30 protein-coding genes are annotated in these 24,008 nt (G+C 44.5%); 17 read left to right on the top strand and 13 right to left on the bottom strand.

The window, feature by feature from the left end:
• The first annotated feature begins 149 nt into the window (after positions 1-149).
• Genes PQO05_RS05130 through PQO05_RS05120 form a run of 3 tightly spaced genes read left to right on the top strand, consistent with a single transcriptional unit; the run spans position 150 to position 2,484 of the window.
• Positions 150-584, top strand: a complete 435-nt coding sequence (locus PQO05_RS05130) for a LexA family protein (RefSeq protein WP_273631599.1) — start codon at positions 150-152, stop codon at positions 582-584.
• A complete protein-coding gene (locus PQO05_RS05125; protein WP_273631598.1) occupies positions 568-1,821 on the top strand; it encodes a Y-family DNA polymerase in 1,254 nt (417 codons plus the stop codon). The genes PQO05_RS05130 and PQO05_RS05125 overlap by 17 nt, the downstream gene beginning before the upstream one ends.
• A 45-nt stretch (positions 1,822-1,866) precedes the next feature.
• Complete coding sequence (locus PQO05_RS05120) at positions 1,867-2,484, top strand: SOS response-associated peptidase family protein (RefSeq protein WP_273631597.1); 618 nt, start codon at positions 1,867-1,869, stop codon at positions 2,482-2,484.
• 70 nt (positions 2,485-2,554) lie between these two features.
• Here PQO05_RS05120 and PQO05_RS05115 read toward each other — a convergent pair whose 3' ends face one another.
• The 6 genes from PQO05_RS05115 to PQO05_RS05090 all read right to left on the bottom strand — a co-directional run bounded on the left by PQO05_RS05115 (position 2,555) and on the right by PQO05_RS05090 (position 7,592).
• Positions 2,555-2,869: a hypothetical protein gene (locus tag PQO05_RS05115; RefSeq protein WP_273631596.1), complete on the bottom strand. Its 315-nt coding sequence runs from the start codon at positions 2,867-2,869 to the stop codon at positions 2,555-2,557.
• Between the two features lie 528 nt (positions 2,870-3,397).
• Positions 3,398-4,258, bottom strand: a complete 861-nt coding sequence (locus PQO05_RS05110; protein WP_273631595.1) for a sigma-70 family RNA polymerase sigma factor — start codon at positions 4,256-4,258, stop codon at positions 3,398-3,400.
• 243 nt (positions 4,259-4,501) lie between these two features.
• On the bottom strand, positions 4,502-5,032 hold the full coding sequence (locus PQO05_RS05105) for a hypothetical protein (protein ID WP_273631594.1): 531 nt from the start codon (positions 5,030-5,032) through the stop codon (positions 4,502-4,504).
• A complete protein-coding gene (locus PQO05_RS05100; protein ID WP_273631593.1) occupies positions 5,029-5,586 on the bottom strand; it encodes a DUF1543 domain-containing protein in 558 nt (185 codons plus the stop codon). Before PQO05_RS05100 ends, PQO05_RS05105 begins: the two co-directional genes overlap by 4 nt.
• 189 nt (positions 5,587-5,775) lie before the next feature.
• Positions 5,776-7,467 (bottom strand): FAD/NAD(P)-binding protein, encoded by a 1,692-nt coding sequence (locus PQO05_RS05095; RefSeq protein ID WP_273631592.1) that lies wholly within the window; start codon positions 7,465-7,467, stop codon positions 5,776-5,778.
• A 2-nt stretch (positions 7,468-7,469) separates the two neighbouring features.
• On the bottom strand, positions 7,470-7,592 hold the full coding sequence (locus PQO05_RS05090) for a hypothetical protein (RefSeq protein ID WP_273631591.1): 123 nt from the start codon (positions 7,590-7,592) through the stop codon (positions 7,470-7,472).
• A gap of 514 nt (positions 7,593-8,106) precedes the next feature.
• Here PQO05_RS05090 and PQO05_RS05085 point away from each other — a divergent pair.
• Positions 8,107-8,310 carry a hypothetical protein gene (locus tag PQO05_RS05085; protein ID WP_273631590.1) on the top strand — a complete coding sequence of 68 codons (204 nt, stop codon included), beginning with the start codon at positions 8,107-8,109 and terminating at the stop codon, positions 8,308-8,310.
• Between the two features lie 75 nt (positions 8,311-8,385).
• Here the strand turns inward: PQO05_RS05085 and PQO05_RS05080 are convergent, their stop codons facing one another.
• A complete protein-coding gene (locus PQO05_RS05080) occupies positions 8,386-9,009 on the bottom strand; it encodes a response regulator (protein ID WP_273631589.1) in 624 nt (207 codons plus the stop codon).
• Entirely contained in the window at positions 9,006-10,262 is a 1,257-nt protein-coding gene (locus PQO05_RS05075; RefSeq protein ID WP_273631588.1) for a sensor histidine kinase, read from the bottom strand. Before PQO05_RS05075 ends, PQO05_RS05080 begins: the two co-directional genes overlap by 4 nt.
• Positions 10,263-10,878: 616 nt before the next feature.
• Here PQO05_RS05075 and PQO05_RS05070 point away from each other — a divergent pair.
• Together PQO05_RS05070 and PQO05_RS05065 are read left to right on the top strand one after the other, a co-directional pair.
• Positions 10,879-12,171 (top strand): carboxypeptidase-like regulatory domain-containing protein, encoded by a 1,293-nt coding sequence (locus tag PQO05_RS05070; protein WP_273631587.1) that lies wholly within the window; start codon positions 10,879-10,881, stop codon positions 12,169-12,171.
• Positions 12,172-12,179: 8 nt separating this feature from the next.
• Positions 12,180-13,421, top strand: a complete 1,242-nt coding sequence (locus tag PQO05_RS05065) for an alpha/beta hydrolase (protein ID WP_273631586.1) — start codon at positions 12,180-12,182, stop codon at positions 13,419-13,421.
• A 2-nt stretch (positions 13,422-13,423) separates the two neighbouring features.
• Here the strand turns inward: PQO05_RS05065 and PQO05_RS05060 are convergent, their stop codons facing one another.
• On the bottom strand, positions 13,424-13,948 hold the full coding sequence (locus tag PQO05_RS05060) for a hypothetical protein (protein ID WP_273631585.1): 525 nt from the start codon (positions 13,946-13,948) through the stop codon (positions 13,424-13,426).
• 69 nt (positions 13,949-14,017) lie between these two features.
• Positions 14,018-14,230 (bottom strand): hypothetical protein, encoded by a 213-nt coding sequence (locus tag PQO05_RS05055; RefSeq protein WP_273631584.1) that lies wholly within the window; start codon positions 14,228-14,230, stop codon positions 14,018-14,020.
• Between PQO05_RS05055 and PQO05_RS05050 the strand changes: the two genes are divergently transcribed.
• Positions 14,229-14,372, top strand: coding sequence for a hypothetical protein (locus PQO05_RS05050; RefSeq protein WP_273631583.1), 144 nt, complete (start codon positions 14,229-14,231; stop codon positions 14,370-14,372). The two genes, PQO05_RS05055 and PQO05_RS05050, sit on opposite strands and share 2 nt — an antisense overlap.
• A gap of 625 nt (positions 14,373-14,997) precedes the next feature.
• Here the strand turns inward: PQO05_RS05050 and PQO05_RS05045 are convergent.
• From PQO05_RS05045 to PQO05_RS05035, 3 genes are all read right to left on the bottom strand, one after another.
• On the bottom strand, positions 14,998-15,423 hold the full coding sequence (locus PQO05_RS05045) for an aldo/keto reductase (RefSeq protein WP_273631582.1): 426 nt from the start codon (positions 15,421-15,423) through the stop codon (positions 14,998-15,000).
• Positions 15,398-16,027: an aldo/keto reductase gene (locus PQO05_RS05040; RefSeq protein WP_273631581.1), complete on the bottom strand. Its 630-nt coding sequence runs from the start codon at positions 16,025-16,027 to the stop codon at positions 15,398-15,400. Before PQO05_RS05040 ends, PQO05_RS05045 begins: the two co-directional genes overlap by 26 nt.
• 139 nt (positions 16,028-16,166) lie before the next feature.
• On the bottom strand, positions 16,167-16,769 hold the full coding sequence (locus PQO05_RS05035) for a TetR/AcrR family transcriptional regulator (protein WP_273631580.1): 603 nt from the start codon (positions 16,767-16,769) through the stop codon (positions 16,167-16,169).
• A 735-nt stretch (positions 16,770-17,504) separates the two neighbouring features.
• On the opposite strand from PQO05_RS05035, the gene PQO05_RS05030 reads away from it, so the two are divergent.
• The 10 genes from PQO05_RS05030 (at position 17,505) to PQO05_RS04985 (ending at position 23,380) form a co-directional block, all read left to right on the top strand.
• Positions 17,505-17,936 (top strand): hypothetical protein, encoded by a 432-nt coding sequence (locus PQO05_RS05030; protein WP_273631579.1) that lies wholly within the window; start codon positions 17,505-17,507, stop codon positions 17,934-17,936.
• A 16-nt stretch (positions 17,937-17,952) separates the two neighbouring features.
• On the top strand, positions 17,953-18,327 hold the full coding sequence (locus PQO05_RS05025; RefSeq protein ID WP_273631578.1) for a penicillin-binding protein: 375 nt from the start codon (positions 17,953-17,955) through the stop codon (positions 18,325-18,327).
• 10 nt (positions 18,328-18,337) lie between these two features.
• On the top strand, positions 18,338-18,886 hold the full coding sequence (locus PQO05_RS05020; RefSeq protein ID WP_273631577.1) for a hypothetical protein: 549 nt from the start codon (positions 18,338-18,340) through the stop codon (positions 18,884-18,886).
• An 11-nt stretch (positions 18,887-18,897) separates the two neighbouring features.
• On the top strand, positions 18,898-19,479 hold the full coding sequence (locus tag PQO05_RS05015) for a hypothetical protein (RefSeq protein WP_273631576.1): 582 nt from the start codon (positions 18,898-18,900) through the stop codon (positions 19,477-19,479).
• Between the two features lie 11 nt (positions 19,480-19,490).
• On the top strand, positions 19,491-19,709 hold the full coding sequence (locus PQO05_RS05010) for a PRTRC system protein C (RefSeq protein WP_273631575.1): 219 nt from the start codon (positions 19,491-19,493) through the stop codon (positions 19,707-19,709).
• A gap of 64 nt (positions 19,710-19,773) precedes the next feature.
• Positions 19,774-20,889 carry a hypothetical protein gene (locus tag PQO05_RS05005; protein ID WP_273631574.1) on the top strand — a complete coding sequence of 372 codons (1,116 nt, stop codon included), beginning with the start codon at positions 19,774-19,776 and terminating at the stop codon, positions 20,887-20,889.
• Complete coding sequence (locus PQO05_RS05000; RefSeq protein WP_273631573.1) at positions 20,870-21,598, top strand: PRTRC system protein B; 729 nt, start codon at positions 20,870-20,872, stop codon at positions 21,596-21,598. Before PQO05_RS05005 ends, PQO05_RS05000 begins: the two co-directional genes overlap by 20 nt.
• Complete coding sequence (locus PQO05_RS04995) at positions 21,595-22,488, top strand: PRTRC system ThiF family protein (RefSeq protein ID WP_273631572.1); 894 nt, start codon at positions 21,595-21,597, stop codon at positions 22,486-22,488. The genes PQO05_RS05000 and PQO05_RS04995 overlap by 4 nt, the downstream gene beginning before the upstream one ends.
• 185 nt (positions 22,489-22,673) lie before the next feature.
• Complete coding sequence (locus PQO05_RS04990) at positions 22,674-22,859, top strand: hypothetical protein (RefSeq protein WP_273631571.1); 186 nt, start codon at positions 22,674-22,676, stop codon at positions 22,857-22,859.
• Between the two features lie 35 nt (positions 22,860-22,894).
• Complete coding sequence (locus PQO05_RS04985; RefSeq protein ID WP_273631570.1) at positions 22,895-23,380, top strand: hypothetical protein; 486 nt, start codon at positions 22,895-22,897, stop codon at positions 23,378-23,380.
• Positions 23,381-24,008 lie beyond the last annotated feature (628 nt).

Here is a 24,008-nt window from a genome sequence, read left to right as displayed (position 1 = left end):
ACATTTTTGTCTGCAAATTATTTATCGGTTAACATGCCCAGAAAGCTTTCAAGATCCGCTTTCACCTGCCTTATACTCATAATTTGTTTAAATATTTTCAATAATACTAATATTTTTAGTATTAAGTTTGTGGTTTTAAATTGAAGAGGATGCTGCGGATCAGGAAACAAGGGACAAAGAGAGATGTGCTGGGCTTCAGGCTGCCGATGCTAACACATGAGGAACCGACACTCGACATTACCGATATAACGGTCATTGACCCGGATAACACTTATTACATGCGGATGGGAAGCGAAGCAATGACGGGTTATCATATCGGCCTAAACCATGTGCTGGTCATTGACCGTTCCTTAGCACCTGTTCCGGGAAGCATTGTTGTTTTTTGCCATGAAGGTGATTTTTATACCCGGGAATATTGGCCGGAAAATAACCGGCTGCTCCTCCGGGCGGACTCTTTTAAAGAAACCCTGGTTATCGAAGATCTGCACCACTGGGTTTGCTGGGGTGTCGTAACTTTAACGCTTAACCCAGTTATTCACCCCAATCAACGCATCGGGAGGTACAGCCGTGTTTGCGCATGTTGATATCAACAACTGCTATGTCAGTTGCGAAACGCTTTTTCAGCCGTATTTAAAAGGCCGTGTCGTTGTCGTATTGTCCAATAATGATGGCTGCGTGATTGCGCGGAGCAATGAGGCCAAGGCTATCGGGATCAAAATGGCCGATGCGGAGTTCATTGTCCGGAAAAACCTGGCGGAGCACCATGCTGCCATTTTCAGCAGTAATTATGCCTTATATGCCGATATGAGCGCCCGTATGATGAATAATTTGGCGCGTTATACGTATATGCTGATGGTCTATAGTATTGATGAAGCGTTCATGGCTTTGGGCAATATGGCGGGTATTAATCTGGAAACGCATGCTGACATGATCAGTCGTAACGTGATGCACGATACCGGTTTGTCGATTACGCTGGGCATTGGTCCTACCCTTTCGCTGGCCAAACTTGCGAACAAAGCAGCGAAAAAGCATGGCAAAGCCGTCTTAGTGCTGGACACCAAAGAAAAGATCGATAACGAAACCAAAACTTTTCCGATCGAAGATGTCTGGGGTGTCGGGCAGGCTTATTACCAAAAACTACAGGAATTTCAAATCCAAACAGCTGAAGATTTCCGGCAAATGGATCCTGATTTTGTCCGTCAGCACATGACGGTACAAGGTTGGCGGCTGCACCAGGAATTATGGGGCATCCCCTGCAATGTGATCAAAGACATAGCCGAACGGTCCAAGGGTATTGAATCCAGCCAGAGCTTTAATACCTACCAGACTGAACTGGAAAAGATTGAGGAAGCAACAGCGATGCATGCAGCGACCATTGCGGTCAAACTGCGGCAACAAAACAGCATGGCTATGCTATTAACGATCTATCTGCGTACGAATAAACATAATGTGAAGCATGACCAACATTACCCTTCCATCACGGTTAAAGTGCCTTTTGCGGCCAATAGCACCCAGGAACTGACGAAGATCTGTGTCCAGGCGCTCCGGGCGATCTGGCAGCCGGGATATAATTACCTGAAGACCGGCATCCGTGCGACGGGTATCATCCCGGCCGGGGAAGTGCAGTACAATTTATTTAAGGATTATGATAATACGAAGCAGCAAAAATTAAGCGGGATCATCGACGAGATTAACGCGCGGTATGGTCGTGGCGCTTTACGGGTCGCAGCAGAAGGCTATCAAAAAAGCTGGGCGATGAAACAGGAGTTCCTGAGCAGACAGTATACAACTAACTGGAATGACATTATCGTCACAAAATAATAAATTACTAATTTTATTAGTAATTTTACATAATAATATTAGGTTATGTGCGGAAGAGTATTAGTAGGAGAAAATAAAGACCTGGTGATCACAGGCCGGAATGGGGCGCAATTCAAACCCAAAGCTAACAGTACCGGGAATCCCGGCTCCATGCTGCCGGTGGTTACGGATGCCATGCCGGATAAGGTGCAGCAGTTTCGCTGGGGCTTGCTGACCCCTGAAGATGACAAGATCCACAGCAAACACAAACATGCCCGGATCGAAAATCTGCATAACACCGGGCTCTGGAGGCAGCTGACGGGAAAGAAGCATTGTGTGATCCGTCTCCAGGCATTTTTCGAGTATAATAAAATGCATGAAAAATTATACCGGGTAGAACGGACGGACGGCAAACCGATGTACATCGCCGGTTTATGGGATATCTGGTTGGATATTGATACGAATGTCTTATTACCCACCTGCGCGCTGATCACCATGCCGCCTAACCGGGCCATAGCAGAAATTCATGACCGGATGCCGACCATTTTAGAGCGGGGCGATATCAAAACATGGCTGAACCCAAATTTGAGCGGTACCGAACGAACTGCTTTTTTGTTAAGCAGGCCATGCGGGTCTGAAACACTTAAAATAACGGTAGAAAAAGATTACAATTCCGGCTCCTAATCCTACGTGTAGCTTACTTTTTCAGTAAGGCATCACATATAAATAATCAGCTAGTCTTAACTCAAGTTTGTTAAGAAGCATTAGCCAAGACAGAGATTTCCGGCATTTGGCTAATAGTAGCCGTTTTTAAAGCGTCCAGAACAGCATATTTATCCCGCAGTTTTCTGATCATCTCAAAGCTAAAAGAGTCAGCTATTGGCATGTGATAGTCGCAAGCGGTTTTAACATGTAGTTTCAGCCAGTCTCCGGCTACTTTCAGGTTTCCGTGGTTGATGTGCGTAAGACCGGTATGCGTATCGGTATCAGCTATAACAAAAGTATCAATTTGGCGACCGGCTTCGTCTGTAAAGATCACCGATGAATCTGCTTTATAATGTTGCATCATTTAGGCGATGCTTTTTAAATGAATAATTTGTAAGTCTGCTAACAACAGCTTTTTTAATTCCAGGTCAATTGCTTTCAATAAGATGGTAGTGGTCAAATCTAAATTTTCCATAGTTCTGTAGCTATATAAAAGAAATACCTAAAATTATGCCATGTTACATTTCCGGCGTTTAAACTCTTAAAAGAGCTTATTGAATGCTAAAGACAGACTTATTTTTTGGGCAGCATGTCTTAGCATGTCTTTTATTTAGGACTAATCAACAATCCTGCTGTAGAAATCCAGGCTGCATCGGAATTGTTGTCTTTTTAGTGGAGGTCTTTCATTTACTCATCAATCCTACTTACGTGACATTTTAAAGGCAGCGTACTATTATAATTCGTCATGAGCGAGGGCAAATACCCAATACTGACAGTTCGTGAAGTACAAATTCGACAAGTATATTATTAGAATCATCCATCGTGATTTGCTTTTGTTCAATTTCGGAAATGATATGCATAAAAAACCCCCTGTATTAGCAGGGAGTTTTTATTAATCCAGATAGCCCTTTAAAACCCAGGCACGTGAGTTTTCTCGGAGCCGGGCAAGTGCCTTGTCTTTGATTTGCCTAACCCGTTCCCTGGTAAGGTGATACTTTTCCCCTATTTCCTCCAGGCTCTGTGCCTGGTGATCACCGAGGCCAAAAAATGCGGTTAATATATCTTTTTCCTTGTCCCCAAGTACCTGCATAGCATTCGATATCTCCACATACAAGGACTCTTTCATCAACCCCATATCTGTGCCCGGTTCCGTACTTGAAAGTACATCCAGTAAGGTATTATCTTCCTCAGTGGAAAAAGGAGTGTCATAAGAAATGTGCCTTCCTGAGTGCCCCAGGGTGTCGCTGACTTTATCCGATGTAATTTCCAGTGTATCCGCCAGTTCTTCCGGTGTCGGCTGGCGCTCAAATTGCTGTTCTAGCTGTGAGGCAGCTTTAGCGATCCTGGCGATATCTCCGATCTTATTTGCCGGTAGTCTGACCATTCGGGATTGCTGATTGATGGCCGCCAATATAGACTGGCGTATCCACCAGACTGCATAGGATATAAATTTAAAACCCTTGGTCTCATCAAACCGCTTTGCGGCCTTAACTAATCCTACATTGCCCTCATTGATCAGGTCACCTAATGTCAGGCCTGAACTCTGGTATTGCTTTGCTACGGAAACCACGAACCTTAAATTGGCAGTTGTTAATTTTTCCAATGCTGCCTGGTCGCCTTCCCTGATTTTTTGTGTCAATGTCACTTCTTCCTGCGGAGTAACCATCGGAATCTTTGCGATATCTGATAAGTATTGATTCAACGATGCTGTCTCACGATTGGTGATTGACTCACTAATTTTAAGTTGCCTCATTTATAAAAATATTTTAAGTGAAATGCTTAAGATCTGATGCCTTAGCATGCGCTGAAAGCAGCCTTGATTTTCTAATAGAATTGCAGTATGAACTGATGCCCCGCGGGAGAAAGGTAGTTGAGATCTTAAAGTACAAAGATACGTACAGCAATAAAAAATAGTGTTATCCGGATGTCAGGATGCAGCCGTAACCCGCCATTTGTTATCTAATCATAGACGCCTTTTAAGAATAATCGCCGGGGTTCATGTTACTGAATCGATGGACCGCATAAGCTTACGGTGTAAATATTGGTCACCATTAGTCATTATTTCTAATAAGGCCTTCTTCTTCCTTAAATATTTTTTAATGTGTTTAGTGTCAAAAGTCAACATCCAATCTAAATTATAAATCAAGTCGGCATATTTAACAGTCTGAGCAAGCGGGCTGATTGTTGCTAACCGTTCAGCCTCTTTCTTTTTACGGATAGGCTTTTTCCAACCCTGATACGCTTTTTTAGTATAAACGTTGGTGAGATCAACAACCCCATTGACGATGACCAACGCCTCAACTTCGCTGTAACCAAAGTTAAGCAGCGCAAGGTGCAATGCATCTATCGTAACAGTTGTATCCTCTAAAAGATCATGGCAAAGGCCTGTTTCATAGCCTGAAGGAGCTACATCAGCCATTTCCGCAACGGCTTTTAAATGATGACTATAAGGTAACTTTGTTTTTCTGATCAGCTGACCTTCATGTTGTTGTTCAATCCAGGCCAAGAGTTTTTCCCGCCCGGTCATCGGATTTTGTCCAGTTTGAAATATCCTAAATGGATTTTATCGTCAGGCAGACTGGTTCGGTTATCAAACACAATCCGGTATCTTGCTTTAAGGTGAGGGGAAATCAGATCTTCAATACGATGTACGCTGTCGACGTCAACTCCGTACTTTTCATCAATATGCGCAGTTGCAATGCCTTTTAAAGAGTTCGTTTTAAAGAAAAGATTATTTTTTGCTGCCTGGACCGCTCCTAACCGGCTCTCCTGAACGGTAAGCAAAGTATAATGCTGTTCTTCTAGCTTACCGGATGTATAACCGCCAAGATTTAAGAAGAAAAGTTTATGGGCCGATGATGCAACCAAGTCATCGTGTTTGATAACCCGTACCGCGTAGTCTTCCACTTTTGTAACTTCCCTCCAGCCATCAATATGCAGGCTTGCCCCAGCTTCCGGCCAAAATGCTTTTACATCCGGGATAAGCGCTGCCAAATTTTCGGCAATGCCAAAGAAATAATCATGCTGTTCCACAACTCTTCCCGGCGCTTCGGCACCTAACAATAACAAATAAAGCTTCATGCTGTCAGACATTCAATTATAATACCAGAAGTGTCATCGACGGTCAAATCATAAAATTCGTTTTCCATGTAGCTAACATTTGGCTAAATAAAGCCGATCTTTCAATAGCACTCATTGTAATCATAAACGTCACCACTACTTGAGATAGGCGACGTTGCCAAATCCGATAATAATTATTGTAACAATTTTCTAAATAAGCTTTTCGATGATCCGTGCGGATGCCGCTTCACCAAAATCCAGTCCTGAATAATCCGGGTTAAATCCTCCGATGAAGGGAACCGCCATCACGTATATTTTTTCATTAATCTCCCCGGAATTATTGACCACCCGAAAATGATCATCTATCGTAATACCAGGAACTTTTAAATAATAATCTCCGTTGGCATCACAATAAATATTTTTGTTGCCTCCGCTAAGATAAGCTTTGGCAATTTGGTAGTCGCTGAATTTTATTTTGGCTGCTGATACGGTTTGGTCAGCTATCAAACTGGGGAATGGTATTTCGTCGTAATTTAGATGGGGCTGGCCAATGCAATCGATAAATATATCATAGTGCAAAGACACTTTTTGTCCTGCCTCGTCCGTATAATGGTAGTTAATACCATCATCTTTGCTGGTCTCAATCTCGCTTTTGTCACCCACAGTGATCAAGTCCAAAAGTCCCGCCTCATAAAGCGCGATCATTTCTTCTACCGAATCCTGCGGAGCGAAGGCGATAATAATAGCAATCAGCGGCATCAGGGTCTTCTGTAAGCGCAGCATATCTTCTGCTGAGAAATATTTCGCCGGATAATTCATGGCGAAACTTAAAATAGCCAGCATCTCTTTCCAGTATACCGAACGCTTTAATGCAATCGACCGTTCAGCTTCTACATATTCTGCTTTTAATAGGTCAAAGGCAGGTATATCCTCACGCCTGATCATCATCAGTTCCACAAATTCTTCCAGACTAAGGTCTTTGATCAACTCGTAAAAATCAGGCCGGTTGTTTTTCAGCCCTTCTAAAAAATTTCGTTGATAAACATAATCAAGTGGTAAAAAACCATGATGCTTCGCCCGTACATGCGCCACTTCTTTTGGATCAAGTACTGAATTCTTTGCTAAATGGGAATCTTCCAGGTGAAAGCGCACGGCCGGTAGCAAACCATTTCTGGAATGGAGTATAATTTTGAATTTTGGGCAGTCCTTATTCAATCGGTAAATTTTCTTTCCATGCTCATCATGCGAGAATGAGCCGTTATTTAACGCCAACGTACGTAAGGCATCGATCGCGGTAAGCGAAGCGCCGCGAATAGCGACCGTTTGATTAACCAGATAAGTTAATTTATCAGGCGGGTAAGGCGAATCGAAATAGCCAGGCACAATACCTTCATGATGCTTAGGCCAGTAATGGCCGCTGCACACCACAACCTTGTCAAAGGAGAAGACGCGGTTATCTTCGGTAATGAGTTCCAACTTCTTATTTGACGTTAGATCCCTGATGTCTTTGATGTGCGTTTGATAGTGCACATTTACCTTCAAACCCATCCTTTCGGCTTTCGCTAAAATGAAATTAAACTGCTGAGAAAGATATTCGCCAAACAGCAGTCGTGGAAGAACTTTATATTCATTGAAATTTTTGACGGATATATCAAAACGACTGGCAACGCTGTAATTCATACCCACCCAATCTTCAACACTGGTGAGAAGGTCGGGAATTTCATTTCCGGAAACGTTAGTAATATGCTCTGCGCGTGCCCCCTCATCGCTGTAAGGCATCCCGGCGCCCAATTTGTTTTTTTTTTCAAAAATATCAACGCTAAAATCTGATCGTCCCGATTCGATAAACCGTTTCAAAACAAACATCGCACTCGGGCCTCCCCCGACTATACCGATATGCATAACTATGCCGCAATAAGATTTTTACCGTGTTTACGGGCCCTCAGTTTTTTTAGGTCAGCTTTTAAATCGATTAAGATTTTCAGATCGAATAATTGTATTTGACGTAATTTATCTTCAGTTTTCATAATATATAGATTGTAAACTTTACTACATATATCGTTCCGAACCTTAAAATTGCCCTTTAACAACATTTACATGAATAGAAAATAATTTTCTTATTAAGATATGCCTGTTATTAAATGCACTACGTACTGAATAAACGGCGGTGTGCGTTAATTAAACACTAGATAAGAAGGTCTTCCATCAACATTTTTTCATAATTCTCTTTTTGTTTTAGGCGGTCCCAAATATGACTATACGCCGTCAATTCTGATGTTAAATACTTTTGCTGGTTTTAAGTATAAGCCTGAAGATTGACCTCCAAAAATCCTGCAACTTGCGGTATTGTCAGAAATTTCTTAACGTTGTACATTTGTTGAAACCGCCCATTTCAAATTCATTAATACCTCATACGTAATTTATGAAGATTGTTTTCTACGAAAATCCAGGTACAAAAGCCTCAAATAACATCCAATACCTTAGACAATTTTCATCTGTTTATCAATTAATGCGAGAACTGTTTGATTTATAATTGGCGACATGGCAGCTTACGATACTTATGGATTTTTTGAAGATGATTTACCTGAGCAGCGTCTCTCCGCCGAAATCTTATTGGAAAAAATCTGCATTGCCGGCGCCATCGACCCTAATTTTACCGTCAAACACAAAGTATTGTTAAAATTGGGGTTTTCGCATTTTGGAACTGATATTGATCCAGGCAGCTGTGGTGAGTGCTCGTGCTGATCCTTTAAGTTAGATGGGGAAACCTTGTGGATTTACCTAAAGAAAAACTTATAGGGAATTGCCATGATATTTTGTTCAGTTTATCCACCTGTTATTACCGGCAATTTTAAGTGCTTCTGCCTTGCTGTTTACTGCCAATTTTTGATAAATATTTTTGATATGGGTGCGGACTGTCTGTTTGCTGATAAAAAGATCAGTAGCAATTTTGGTATAGCTTTTCCCATCTGAGATGCCCTTCAATACTTCTGTTTCCCTTTCAGAAAGTGGCGAACCGGGCTGCCTGTTGAAGGATTGTACCACCATTTTGGCAATATTCAAACTCATAGGGGCGCCACCGGAAAAGGCTTCGGCAATATTTTCGATAATACTTTCTGGCTTGGAATTTTTGACGATATATCCCCCGGCACCTGCGCATAACGAACGGAATACCTTATCGCCATCCTGCAAAACGGTAATGATGAGGATAATACAGTCCGGGGTACGCTTTTTAATCTTGAAGGTACCTTCGATGCCATCCATCCCAGGCAGATCTATGTCCATTAATACAAGATCGGGTGCATCCACAATAAAATTCTTAAGCGCGTCTTCACAATTGCCATACTGACCGCAGATGATATAATCCGGGCTGCCCGCAATCACCTCGGCAAAACCTTCCCTTATTTTAATATTGTCCTCAATGATGGCGATGCGCTTTTTCATAATATTTCATTAAGATTTTTAACTGATACCCTGATGATGATCTGTGTTCCGGTTTCCTGCCGTATAAGCGAAAACCCGAAGGTGTTTTTAAGGCAGCGACGCTCCATATTGCATAATCCGTAGTGTTCGCGGGTTTTATCAGATTCTTTCCAGTTGCCGTTGTCCATCAACGCAAAACTGACCACTTGATCCTCACAATGCATCTTAAATTCCACCTCATCCGCCCCCGAATGTTTGACCACATTGGTCATCGCTTCCTTAAAAATAAAGATCAGGTTCAACGCTGCAAAAGGTTCGAACTTCAGAGATCTGCATTCTTCTCCCGTTGATGAAAAAGCAATGTCAAACTGGTTATAATACAGCTGACCATACCCGGTAAGGTAGTTGAACAATTCATTAGGATTATCACTATCGTGATTTAGATGCCATAGAAAGTCTTGGCTGCTTTCATATAAGCTGTCGCTATTATTGATAATGCTATCAATTATCTGCTGCGTTTCAGGCTGGTCTGCAAATCTTGCTTTCAACAATGAAGCCTGACGGGTAATGGCCGACAGCATATTACCGGTTTGATCGTGAAAATCAGTTGCAATAGTTTCACGCATATTGTTTAATTGTTCCATCCCGTCGCGCAGGGACTGGGTCATTTTGTTAAAATTTTGAGATAAACGCCCGATTTCATCATTTATTTCGATATCAACATGCGCAATTAAGTCACCGGAAATTACAGATTGCACACCGGAAACTATTTTACTCAAGGGTTTTAAAATAGTTAACCTGAATAATAACGGCAGGGAAAAGGAGATAAGCAGGGTGCTAAGAGGTATAACAACTACAAATACTTTGGTATATATTTCAGATTCCGCGTTGCCTTTTACCCAATATACAATTAACGGAATAATACTGATGAGGCCTAATATGAAAAAAAGCGTAATACCAACAAGTTTTGCCTGAAACGAAGTTTGTTCACGGGCGTAATTGAAATAGGAAAATGAAACCGTTATGAGGATTGTAACTGATAGCAGGTACATTAAAAAATAAAAAAACGCTCCCCTGATGATCTGTAAGGCAAGCAATACAACTAAAAATTCTATCAGTATATAAGTAACAAGGCTTAAAGCAAATCCGCCGAATAAGGCAACCTCCCGGCTTGAGGGATGAACCAGTTCCTTGGTTAATGAAAAACTGTACTTGTTAACAGAGAAAGCCTTTATTTTTCTGAAGTAATTGATCGTTGCCAGCAACAAGGCCATGGTGTTAATTGCAGGTATGCTTAAAACGTGCAATAGCGATATATGACCATCAAATAAAGCGTAGTCACGCAACCAAAAGTAGGCTGCCGGAAAAAAAAGAGAACTATAGATTAAGATACTTACCAGGGACTCACGCGGGTAAATGTTTTGATAAACACAGTAAGAACACCAGATTATGGAGATGAATTGAAATCCATCAAATATTAACTGGAGAACCGCAATGCTCAAAATAGACCTGGTGGAAGATTCGACAATAAAGGCGAGGGATTCGTTTACGAATAATGTGGAATAGATAGCTATGATCAGGTAACAATCATTGGTCTTCTTTTTAAGCCTTAATAAATAGATCAGAAATACTAACCCTGTACACGTTATTGATAACTCTGTCAGTGTACCTGCCGTAGGTTGAAACCAATCCATATTATAAAATTTATTACCGGATATTATTTGCTAACCTGTGATTTGCCTTTCTTGCAACAGCGTCAGGAAAGCTTAAACACGAAATAAATGTAATACTTTGACAGGATGTGCCGATACCCTAATTTCAAAATACCGCATTTTGCAGTATTGATTTGCCGGATAACCCGCTGTAAAATTGCTTAATTATTAATGGGTTATGAAAAAAGCTTTATATCTTTTCCTGCTCCTCACCATATATTTATACAGTTGTAATAAAAAAGACGCACCTTCTATTGACCAGGCAGGCGCAACTACCACAGTTTCAGCGACAGGGTTTACGGTTATTAAAGGCACTATCAGCCCGGCCGATGCTGTTACCTCAATCGTCATTTATGATGCGCAAAGCCACAGCTTTAATTTGAAACCTGATCCCAGCGGGGCTTTCTCGATAACCGATCTTCCGGCAGGCACCTACTTCATCAACTATTATCAAAGTTTAGGTTATGTTTTTCAGTCGAGCAAAACTTTAAATCTCATAGCTGGCCAATCCCTCGACCTCGGAAAGATTATCTTCTCACCGGGATTTGGCACCATTGAAGGCACGATAGCCCCATTGGGTGCTGCAGCAAAAATAACGGCGACCGATAAATCGACTAAAGGTGCCTTCACCGTTATACCCGATGCATCTACCGGAAAATTCAAGTTTGACAATCTGCCCGGCGGCATATACACGATCAGTTATACAGCTAATGCGGCATCAACTGCGCCAAAGGATACAAGTGAACCCCTTGCTTCATCACAACACATCATCATCCCGCTTACCGTATTTAAAACACCCGGTGTAACGGGTACGATCAGCGGTAAATTTGACCCGGATAATTTGGCCAGTGTGCTGATTGCAAAAGCAGATAATAGTTATGGCTTAATTGTATACGCGGACACTGTAAGTGGAAAGTTCATATCGCCGGCTTTAACCCCGGGAACTTATAACGTAACCTTTGGCCATGACTGGACCCATAAATCACCCCCGGGTCAAACTGTGACCGTACCACCGGGACGAAATGTAGACATAGGCACCATTAAACCTATTCTTTATCTTCATCTCATTCCTTTTTCCGCTAACGACGTTAAAATGGTGGTGGGCGGGTGGTTGACCAATTGTTTTTATAATGCCCCTAGCCTTAAAATAACTGGAGTTAGTGGTGGTGGTGTTCCTGAAGAGCCAAGCACAGAAACTATACTTTCGATTAACCTGGATAATGTTACCGGCCCGGGAACCTACACGCTACAGGGTACGTCCACCTCAAATATATCTTACACAACAGGCCTGGCGATGAAGCCTCAAAAGTGGGATATGGCTAATGGCGGAAGCGCAACGGTGGTGATCAACTCCATAGATCCGGCGCAGCACCTCATCAGGGGTACATTTTCGGCCACCTTAAAACCAGCCAACGCTAATGCCAACGGAGACATGGTCATAACAAATGGCGTTATTTCACTAACTTATTAATAATAGATATGAAAAGTTTTACTATTCCTTTCCTTTTATTACTACTGGTTATCGGTGCTAAAGCGCAGGCGATAAAGAATGGCCTGGTTGTCATCGGTCAGATGGATAGCGTACAGTCTAAGATCCTCGGCGAAAAAAGACAGATCGGAGTTTATGTGCCGCCAGCCATGTATCCGGATCAAAGGTTTCCAGTGCTTTACCTGTTGGATGGCTATACCAATTTTGAACAGTTAGTCGCTCTGGTATTCCATTTGGGTATAGTGAATAGGACTTGCCCCCCTATGATCATCGTGGGGATCGACAATACGGATCGTACACGCGACCTGACGCCTACGCATTCAACTTTCTCGCTATCTCCGGGCCCTAATCCGGGGGCTGCTACCTCTGGCGGGGGAGAAAAGTTTTTGGCGTATATAGAGAAAGAGCTAATGCCGCATATTGATTCTCTTTATCCCACCACGCCATATAAAGCTTTTATCGGACATTCTTTAGGCGGGTTAATGGTAATGAATGCGCTGATCAATCATCCGCAGCTGTTTAATGATTATATAGCTATTGACCCAAGTATGTGGTGGGATAAACAAAACCTGTTGCAACAGGTTAATCCGGCATTTGCCCAAAAAAATTATGCAGGAAAGAACTTGTTTTTAGCGATGGCCAACACTATGCCGCCAGGAATGGATACTTTACAGGCACGTAAAGACAGCAGCAACACAACCCTGCATCCACGCTCTATCATGGCGTTATATGATCTTTTAAGAAGCAATCCGCGTAACCGGCTAAACTATGATTTTAATTACTATAAGAACGAAAGCCACGGCACAGTACCGCTAATTGCTGAATATGATGCCCTGCACTTTCTGTTCAGGGATTATGCACTTGCCTTTGCGCCAGAGCAAAATCCTGATTATACTACTAATGCAACTAAATTTGACGTCAGCGCACTTATAACAGTTCAATTTAAGCAGTTATCAACGCGGTTAGGCTGCACTGTTTTGCCGCCTGAATACTTGGTTAATGATATGGCAAACGATTTTCTCCATCACAAGAACGAGGCAAATGCTTACCGCCTGTTTGCTTTAAACATTGAAAATTACCCCGGAAGTTTTCACGCTTACGATAGCATGGGCGATTATTACAAGTTTAAACACGACAGGAAAAAAGCCGCGGAGTATTATGCGAAAAGCTTAAAAATTAACGAATCCCCGGAAACGCGCAGTAAAATAATCGCGTTAGGTAACAAAAATTAAACTCATATTCCAGCTGCCAGTTTTTCGATCTCACTATTGGTTATCATTTCCTTTCTTCGGAACAAGCTTTTGCTTTTTGTTATTGAGATCATCGCATTAGCGAGTACATTCACCCGGACGATGATAAACCCGATCAGAAAATGCCAACATTTGGCCGTCTTATCGGGTAGGATACCGCCCGGGCGGAAACTGTGTACACAGAAATAAGTATATCTAGCCTGCAAATGATTACGATCTTTTTCTGTCCGGCCTTTCAAATGGCGGGTCAATTTTTCCCATGGCAACCAGGCAGATTCGCTCGGATCTGCCCCCATCCCACTGAGGTAACAAAATGTAAATGGCTGTCGAATACGCGCTGCTAATCCTGTTGCGAGGGCCGTACCGATGCCAGTGCAAAGGTTGCAGATAAAAGCTTCCCAGGCAGGCTGATCTGGCCGGCACAGGGGAATGCCGAAAATATCCAGGCAGGAAAGTATTTTGATGATAAGACCGAGCGTTATTAACAGTAATGCCCATTTGGAAAGCATGCTGCTTAATTCAGGCAACCGCCGGAACACCTTCGTTTTTCCGGCTATCAGCCCAGTAGGAACATGATCTCAAAATGGATGACTGGTCAGTCCTTCCTGAATGTTCTGCATCCAGGCCATCAATATTCTTAATTTTTGGAAACCTACTACTTGTAAAAATGAGCCCTTCTTCCATGCATTCAGCACCTGCATAATCACGGCATCAAATTCACGATGGTTTTTAATGATGGATTGAGGTGTAACAGGCAGGAACAATACTTTGAACCGTTGAATAACAACCATGAGGACCAGAAATCCCGCGATCCAGCGAACTAACACCCGCACAGGGTTTGCTGTTGAAATACAAAAGGCTAAAACCCAACAGCGCGTATTTATGGCGTACATCGCCAAACCAGAACACAAGCCCGTGTATCAGTCCGAATAATAATAGCGCCCAAAGACGGCGCCTGAATATCCGGTCGGCATTCAAACCGGCGGCGTCGTTCTTTTGCTACATCAGGTAGAAGCCCAGGCTGTAGATTGTATAGAACTGGCCCTTAATCAGGATGTGCACCAGAAACTGAACCGGCGCACAGGTTGGCTGTCCAGACCCATATCATAAACCTATTCGGGACGATACCCCTGATCTGATCGACGGTATGTATCCTGGAATTGTGCGTTAAGGTCATGCTTTAAAAAGAGCTAAAAGTTTAAATTGAATCAGAAATTTTCTTAATTCCATAACTTATGTCAAGCATTCCAGGCAATAAATTTATCGTTACAAATTAAACGGCAAATGTTAAAAAAGTCAGATCATTATCGTTCTGAATACCGCATTTTATAAGAGATGAAGGTATAAATAACTTTCGAAGCCATTTAATGCAGCAGGTATTTTGTCGTTAAATGATGAATGAGTAATCAGGGATACCTATCACTCCGGCAATTGTGATAGATTTCTTTAGTCAGACAAATTTTATATTATTCGGACGACAATTATATAAAACGCTTTGCGTAAAAAACGGCTGAAATTCCAGCCGTTTTAGTATCTTAGTTAAGTTATTACTACTTTACTACGCTGTCGGATGCTTGATCTCAATCTGGCCGGACCCCCTGCCAAACAACATAGCTTGTGAAGCGGCGATTACCTCGTGCGGAGCACCCAAACTGATCTTGCCGGCTTCATCTAACTGGTTGATCTGATCTTTACTCAGCGTCAGATCGAGCGAAGTCAGGTTATCATTCAGTTGATGCAGGTTACGCGGGCCGATGAACGTCACTGTTGACAGGCTCGAATCATCATATTTTTGACGGATCCAGGCCAGGGCAACATCAATTACCTTGGTTCCGGTTTCTGAAGCTAAGGACTCTAACAAATCCAGAATACGGGTTTCGCGCTCGTCTTTGGAGTCTTTAGCAAGGAACCCGCCGGCAAGCGCCTTTCTTGAATTGGGGTCTGTTTCTTTGCGGTATTTACCCGTTAGTGTCCCCCCCGGCAAGCGGCGACCAAAATGCTACGCCAAGTCCCAGCGCTTCCGCCATGGGGATCAAATCTCTTTCCGGCGTACGTTCAATCAGGTTATATTCTACCTGTATACCTACGATGGGCGCCCAGCCTCTTAAATCGGCAAGCAAAGCCGCGTTGGCTATGCGCCAGGCGGGAAAGTTGGAAAAACCGGCATAATTGATCTTTCCGGCACTTACCAGGTCATCAAGTCCCCTGACAATTTCTTCTATCGGGGTTTGCTCATCCGACAGATGCACCCAATAAAGATCAAGCCTGTCCGTTTTGAGCCGTTTCAGGCTTTCTTCCACAGCGCGCATCATCGTCCGGCGGCTGTTGCCGGTCGTTTGCATTTCACGCGTACCCATGCTGTACTTCGATGCCAGGACGAAATTATCGCGCTCGCTAGCCAGGAACTCGCTTAAAAAAGACTCTGATTGACCACCCTGATACCCGTCTGCAGTATCGATAAACGTACCGCCAGCATCGGCATAGCGGTCGAAAACTTGTTTCGATTCCTCTTTTGTGGCACCAAACGGCCAGGCAGTTCCGAAATTGCCGGTACCTAATGCCAGCGTTGAAACTCTTAAACCGGACATTGTCCGAAAATCTGATACTTCATAATGAATTGATTAAAATGTTAAAAAATAATGGTCGTTATATTTTTGAATAGAGGATAGGAAAATGAATGGTATGTTCAAAAAAAATAATGATCGTTATATTTTGAGTCAAAAAAATTTAAGGATTTAGCATGATACTTTTTGCAACATCCATAGCCATATCAATGATCTCATCGGCTTGCTTTATACTCTTGGTAGCACTGTACATCAACGTTCCATACTCACATAATGCAACAATATGCGTTGCAATTTTGACCGCGTCCGTATCCGGTTTAAAACCTCCTTCGGTTATCCCCTGATCAATGATACTTACGAGCTCCCGCTTCCAGGCCAGCATGCCTTCTCCTGCTTTTTTTCGGAAACGTTCCAGGGTATCATCGGCTTCTTTAAGTGCATTCACCATCGGACACCCGCCAACAGGAAATGGTGACCTTGCTGAACTATGAAACGGCGTGATGAAACCCAGTAATTTGTCCCTGGTGTTTTTATGTTTGTTAACTTCTTTAAGCAGAACCCCGCAGAAACAAGTGATGTTATAATCCAGGGCCGCAAGGGCAACATCTTCCTTGTTCGCGAAATTACCGTAAATGCTGCCGCTGGTCAGTTTCGTGGCCTCCGTTATATCTTTTATAGAAGTTCCCGCGTATCCTTTTTTATTAAAAATGGCTGCGGTTGTTCGTATAATATGCGCCCTGGTGCGATCTGTCTTCGATTGTTTCACGCAGCAAATATAACGACCATTATATTTTATAGGTCATGCCATTGTAAATCATAAAGCATAAAAGTAAATTCCTTTTTTGTTTTTGGCCCCGCTTCTTCAAATTTCATACTGGTTCGGCGCATTAGAAGCATATCCGAAAATATCTTCGTCAGAATTGTACTTTTTTAAAGCTGTCTAAATATCAGCTGCTTCATTATCGAATGACTGATCAGCTGTTGGCAAGCTTAGTCCTTCATCTTCTCGTTTCTGTCAATTTAAAACATGGCCGTTCCGCGGAGGGGCGGCCGCGCTCTCCGCTCTATCTGCCGGGGACAGGCAGGATAATGCTTCCGATCGCTAACGGATTACTTCTCTGATATTTTCCTTGGGCAGGCGGCGGCGGGGCAGCCTTCGGCCGGAGCAACCACCGGCAGGACATGCCCCGCAGCCGCTTCCTGCCCAGGTACTTTTCTTTTTCCTGTTGCCGGTACCCCTGAGGTTTAGGAACCTCCGCGGGTTTTCCGCTTTTGACCTCTGCTTGAGGCAAATTTACCCCTCTTCAGCGCGCAAGGCCATGTAAATGCCGTCAAAAATTTTTGCGTTGGGCTGCGCAAAATTTTTTGTATGGCGGCAGCCTTGACGCGCTCTCCCCCCGCGCAAGTGATTTGCCTCTAACAGAGGCCAAAAGCTAAGGACTGCCAAAGACGCCTTTGAAAAAAAATTAAAGGAAAAAAAGCAAAAACAAAAAGCAACGAAATGGAAAAGCGATTCACGTACAGCATTCAACCGCTCCTTTCGCAAAAGGAAGGTAGTATTTCAGGGCCAATGTCCCCGATGGAGTTCGCCAAAAAGGTAGCCTTAAATGTGGGCTTTAAATTCAACCGCTTGGCAAGGCTGTGGTTTGCGGATGAACGCATCAACCAGAGCCATGAGGATGGGGGGCTGACAGGACACGACACGCTGATAATCGGCGCCGTCTACACCAATGATATTTGGCTGAGCCTGTGGGTAGAATCGGGCGTTCGCGCAGTAGCTATCGCAATGGCTTACCGTTCGGACGGCAGTATCGACTTTACCGACCTGTACCGTCAGCAGCACTACGTATGCAAGCTGAAAGAGCAGCACGTTAAGGACATCTTCCAGTCCGTATTTGACGACCCTACCCAGATCAACATCAAAACCGCTTAACCTTAACATTACAGCCATGACACGTTCAAATATGCACATCAAATTAACCAACGGCCACATCCTTCAATGCGTTGCCGACAGCAGCAGCGCACCCGAACAGGGATGGATAGTCGAAACCCTGATTATTCCCCTGCTTGCCCTGAATGATGCTGATAAGGAACTTGCCCTTATCACCGAATGGTGTACCCTGAATGAACAGCGGGTAAATGCGGTATACCGCTACATCATCAGCCTGCCAAGTAAGACCGTTCACTTCTTCGAGGAAAATTACAGTGACGGCGAGGACAAATTTTACTTAGGCGACAATATCACCCACCGCTATGATGCCTATATCGCAAGCCATAACGCATTAGGGGCTTTGCTCAGGGACATTAATGAAAACCCGCTTTAAACGCTGACCCATGAAAACGATACAGTTAAGATTATTCCAATTCGACGAATTGACTGAGCAAGGCAAGGCAAAAGCTATTGCCAATAACGCCGACTATAACGTGAGTTACAATTGGTGGGAGATGACCTACGAGGATGCCCGAAACATTGGGCTGAAAATTACAGGCTTCGACCTTGACAGGGCGCACTACTGTAATGCAGAGTTTATCAATGATGCCATATATACCGCAAGGCAGACACATCTTCAGCATGGTGAGCAGACCGACACTTACCGCATCGCCACCGATTTTCAGGAAAGCCGTGACCTGATCGTCACCACATGGCCTAAAGACGAGACAGGCGAATTTGAGCAGGCGGACGAACTGGATGAAGCCCTCGATAACTGCGAGGACAGGTTTTTGAAATCCCTTGCCCATGCCTACCTGCGCATTTTGGATGCCGAATACGACTTCCTGACCAGTGACGAGGCCATTGCCGAGGCACTGACAGCCAATGAGTATTGGTTTACCGCAAACGGCAAAATGGCGACCCACTTAGAAAAATTAGCATTAACCGCATAAACATTTGGAACATGAAAACGAACTTTTTTGAAAACATAGCGAACCTGAAAGCCCACGGTATGTGGACGATTGGCATCCAAAACGACGAGAACGGCAACTTTACCGTATCGGCTTTATACGCCCCGTTCAAATCGAACGAACCCGCCACCAAGATGATAACACCCCTTATCCACAGGGGAACAGCATCTGATATGGACGAGGGCTTTTTTGAAGCTACACTAACGCAGGTGGATTCCCTGAAAGGGCTGTACAGCAACCTCAAAGCCGTAACCGCCAGCGTAGATGCTGCAAAGAAGAGGTTGGGACAAGGCAGTAAACCCCAACCCGCCAAACCCAAAGCCGGGGGCGATTCCGAGGAAATTGAAGTGGGCGAGCCAAAAGCATCAGCCGAAGAAAAGCGCAAAGCCTACACCGATACCGTCCGAAAAGTGGTAGAACTGAACGACCTGTGCAAATACGAGGATGCACTGGCCATCCTGCCATCGGCAGAAGATTATCCTGATAAAAAAGAGGAACTGGAAAAAAGACGGGCGGATTTGGAGCGCAAAAAAACGCAGTACGCCCAAGCCCTCACCTTATTTAACGAAGCCTAAAAACACCCACCATGTTACAGACAACACAATTAAAAAGGATTTTTATCCATAAGGAGAACGGGCAGGAAGTCCGTCTGACCGACCCCAACGAAGCCATGAACCCCGACACGGTGCTAAACTTTTACACCGCTACTTATCCCATACTGACCAACGCCCGTATTGTTGGACCTGAGATCAAAAACGATGAGATACAATACCGCTTTGAAAGCACGATGGGCACGAAAGGCTAACCACAGACATCATGGAAACTAAAAAAATCAACAGGAAAGTAACCGTCATAGAAGATAACAAGCAATGGAAACTACATCAATTATTCGGGGAATTCGTCCAAACATTAGACCGCTTGCCCGATGCAAGAGAGGTACAGCAAAACCCGCTAAGAAGCGCACCAAAGGAACGCACCATAATGGTTTTCTGACCCATTCGTTTAAGCCGTTCCAAAGCCTGCCCTTTTCAGGCTTCGGGCAGGGCGAAAGGGAGTTTTTCCGGTCATTGGAGAACCTCTGCCAGTTATACGGATGGCAAGCCCCCGATACTTCGGGCTTGCCGTTCCCGCAGAACATTTCGGCGGTACTCGAAAAATTGTCGTCACAACGGTTTGACGGTGCTTCGGTAATGCTTTTACAGGACAAGGGAAACCCCGCAAGACTGGCCACCGTCAAAACTTTTGACACCAACTTCTGCCTGTATTACGTGCCTGTCCGCCCTTTGTGGCTGATGAAAAACAGGCCATGCAAACGGCCTTGCTATGAACTGACCCGAACGCTGTTCGCTTACCTGTACCAAACTATCGGTATTCCTTTTTTTCGGGAGCCGGGATATATCGACAATTCCTATGACAGCTTGGAGAACTGGATACGGGAGAATGACGACGAAAACTACGGGGACAATAAGGAAGAAGCGGAATACCGTAAACGCCAGTTCGCAGAACTGGACTTAATGCGCATGGCGGGTGATACGCTATTACCCGAAATCAAATCGCCTTATGAATTGGAAACGTGGGAACAGCAATTACAGCAAATCTCCCTAACGGACAAGCAAGGCAGGGAATTGAGAGAGGTCGCCAGCGAACTGCTGAAACTGGCTAAAGACTATCCCGAACGTGCCATTAAGGACACCATGCACTATGAATTGCACGAAGCCAGTGAGGACGATTACAGTATCTATTGGGAGAACTACATCTCCTTTTATTGGAGCGGAAACGACACCTTACAGCACATGCTGTTCGACATGGTGAACAGCGAATTTCAGGAAATGGGCTATCAGGAAGAACCCGTCGCCATCCAGTGGTTTGACACGCCACGGGAAAAGCCCCACCACGATTTTGATTTTGAAACACGACTATTTTTCCTGTTGGATGAACTGACAGGCGTACTGAACGATTTCGACGATGAAGAACCTAACGCATAATTTCACTGGCCTGTATCAGCCCGTAAAATCCCTGCTGATCTATACCAAGCAGACCGAAGAAGATAAAGACACGAGCAGCGTTTACGTGGAAAGCTACGACATCGGCAGGCTCGGCAACCCCATCAATGCCCATCCGCTGACCGTAAAGGAGATGCTTGCCCTGAGCAGTATCTTCCAGTCGGCACAGGAATTTAAAACAGGCTTCCTGCGCTGTAAAGGCGTTATGCCCAACAAAGTATTGTACGTCAATGCCGAGCAGGAAGGCTATGCCATTTGGTGCACCCCGCCACAGGAAGTTCCGCTTTATTTTTCCAATGCTTTAGGCATCCAATCGGGCAAGGGAAAAGTACCTGCAATGGTATGGAAAGCGGGCAGGGACAGTCTTTCGGTGTATGCCCTGAAAGGTTACCGCAAGCCTGTAGGCAATACCGCACTCTATCATGCCCCTTTCTTTAATGTTTCAACCGATGGCAAGGTGTGCATGGGTAACGTGCGTATCAATATCGGTAAAGCCATCCGCCTCGAAGATTTTATGGAGGAATGGGAGAAATACTTTTGGAACAGCTACTTCAGCCACCTGATGGGCGAGTTCAACCCCGTTACCGAAAACATCGTCCAGCTATGGCAGAAACAGGTCGCGACCGACCGTGTATTTCCCTGCGACAGCCTGAGACCCAATCAGCGTACCCTTAAAACCCTCTTTGTATGAAAACGCCAAAACTGAAAGCGGTAAAGACCGCCGTCCATATCGTAGAAAAAACTTTGCTGAACCCCTATAACCCCATCGTGGTTAACCTCATTGGTGCAGGGGGCACGGGAAGCCAGTTCTTAACGGCTTTGGGCAGGATAAACCATGCGCTTATCGCCCTGAACCATCCCGGCCTTGCGGTGCGGGTATTCGATGATGATAAAGTGGAAGAAGCCAACTTGGGCAGACAGCTATTTTCGACGGCTGAACTCGGCTTGCATAAAGCCGTTGCATTGGTAAACCGCATCAACCTCTTTTTCGGTACGAACTGGAAAGCCATACCCGAAAAGTATGACCTGCAAACACTGAAGGATAGTCCCGAACTGGCGATGGCGGAAATTACCATTAGCTGTGTAGATACCGTAAAGGCGAGGTTTGAGATCGCAGACCTGCTATCCAAAATCTATACCAGCAGGCGACATAGTTATCACCACCCGCTATACTGGATGGACATTGGCAACAGCAGGGACATCGGGCAGTGTATCATTTCTACCATCGCCGAGATAACGCAGCCTGCATCCCGCAAATTCGAGGTAGTCAGCCATTTGCCCTTAGTGACCGAGGAATTTAAGGAACTACTGGTAAACTCCGAAAACGGCGACCGCACGCCAAGCTGCTCCTTAGCCGAAGCCCTGACGCAACAGGATTTATTCATCAACTCCGCACTGGCGAACTTAGGCGCATCGCTGTTATGGCAGCTATTCAGCGAGGGCATGTTGTTCAACAGGGGATTTTTCCTGAACCTCAAAGACTTTAGGGCGACACCGATCAAAGTAAGCCCGGCTAAGGACAATTTAGTGAAAGTCCTGAAGCCGAAACGCCTGAAAACCCAAACCCCTAAAGCAGCCTGATAGGAAGATAGTCGATTTAAAGGGCAAGGTCATCGAGGTGGAAAACATCGACTTAGCCTTTCAGCAGCGGACGCCTGCCGTCATTACAGGCATTGCGACAGCGCATTCGCCAAATTGGATGAAGAACTGCAAAACTATTGGGAAGATATATACCAAAAGCTATTGAAACTAAAGAAAGAACAGCCATGAGAACATTCATTTATTTCATCGCCACCTGCTTTATCTCCACAGGCATCTGTTTCGCCGCTTCGAACAGCAGGCATCCCGAATATGGCAATGCCATAGCCATCGGGTTGTGGGCATGGTTCCTTTGGGGCTATGACCGCCGAATGAGGAAGGCCGGAGAAAAACGGAACAGATACCGCAGGTAATAGGGAACCTATTTTAACCCATTAACCGCTAAGCTATGGTAAAGATTAAAGGGGGCTGTGTCATGTCCCCACGCGAACGCGCGGAATTTGAACGGCAGGACGCCTTGCACCGAAAAAAAACCGGATTGGTCGCCTACTATTTCAAACCGCAGACCAAGTACCCGCCACGCTTCTATGCGTTTATCCATGCCGAAACATGGTGCGAACGTAACCGCAGGCCAATGGGATTGCATACGGCAATCCCATTCCTCACACGGCCCATGAGTACCGCCGAAATTGAATATCATCATTTTGACTGGCGGCTTTGCTATCACCAATATGAGGATTGGGACAAGCTCATGCGTGCCTCAGCGCAGGAAGCGGAAGAACTGGATACAGACGAGGAAGGAACAGGAAAGGATTTCTTAGATCAGTTGAGCGCCTTTCGTTCAAATTTTCCGCTGAAAGCGGATTTGGGCGGATGCCCGCCCGACCCGCCCGGATTACCGGCGGACGGGGAACCATTTATCTGCGGGAACTGATCGCTGCCGGGATGCGCTGAACGTTGAGGAGATAGCCAGAATGCCTGGTGACGTATGGAAGCAAGAGCCATAAAAGCTACTGCCAAACTGATAATGGCGATGAGGCCGTAAAGACTTCCGACAACCCAAGGTAACCGCTACAGCCGCGGTGTTTACAACAAGGTCTCCAAATCCTTATCGCCTTGATGAAGTGGCGACATGTCCTCAACCGTTTACTGTTCAGGCTAAATCATTTCATTGCAACAAGTAAGGTATTCATTTATTACGATAGTGCTTGGTATCTATGTTCTTTAAACCATGATGCGTCATCGACCGGGTGGGCATCGTGAATTTGATAACCCCCGTCACTGGTAAACAGGAGTGATAGAATAGTATAAATGAGCGTTAAACCGTTCCGGTAAAATATATTGCGACGAAAGCCGTTTTAAGCGGATAATAAATCTTAACAGCGATTGAAACGCTTTCTGAGGCATTAACAAGGAAAAAGCTGCCCTCCGTTGTAACCAGACCCTACATCACCATTGTGGTGCTCAGCTTTCTTTTTAACCAGTTTTTGCAATAACCATTACATGCGTTCAGGCTTAACGGCAAAGTCTGAATGACTGACAAACTTTATACCGCAAAAGGC

Source organism: Mucilaginibacter jinjuensis, assembly GCF_028596025.1.
GTDB lineage: Bacteria > Bacteroidota > Bacteroidia > Sphingobacteriales > Sphingobacteriaceae > Mucilaginibacter > Mucilaginibacter jinjuensis.
Note: the sequence above shows the minus strand (reverse complement) of the source record. Positions and strands in the feature narration are given on the sequence as shown.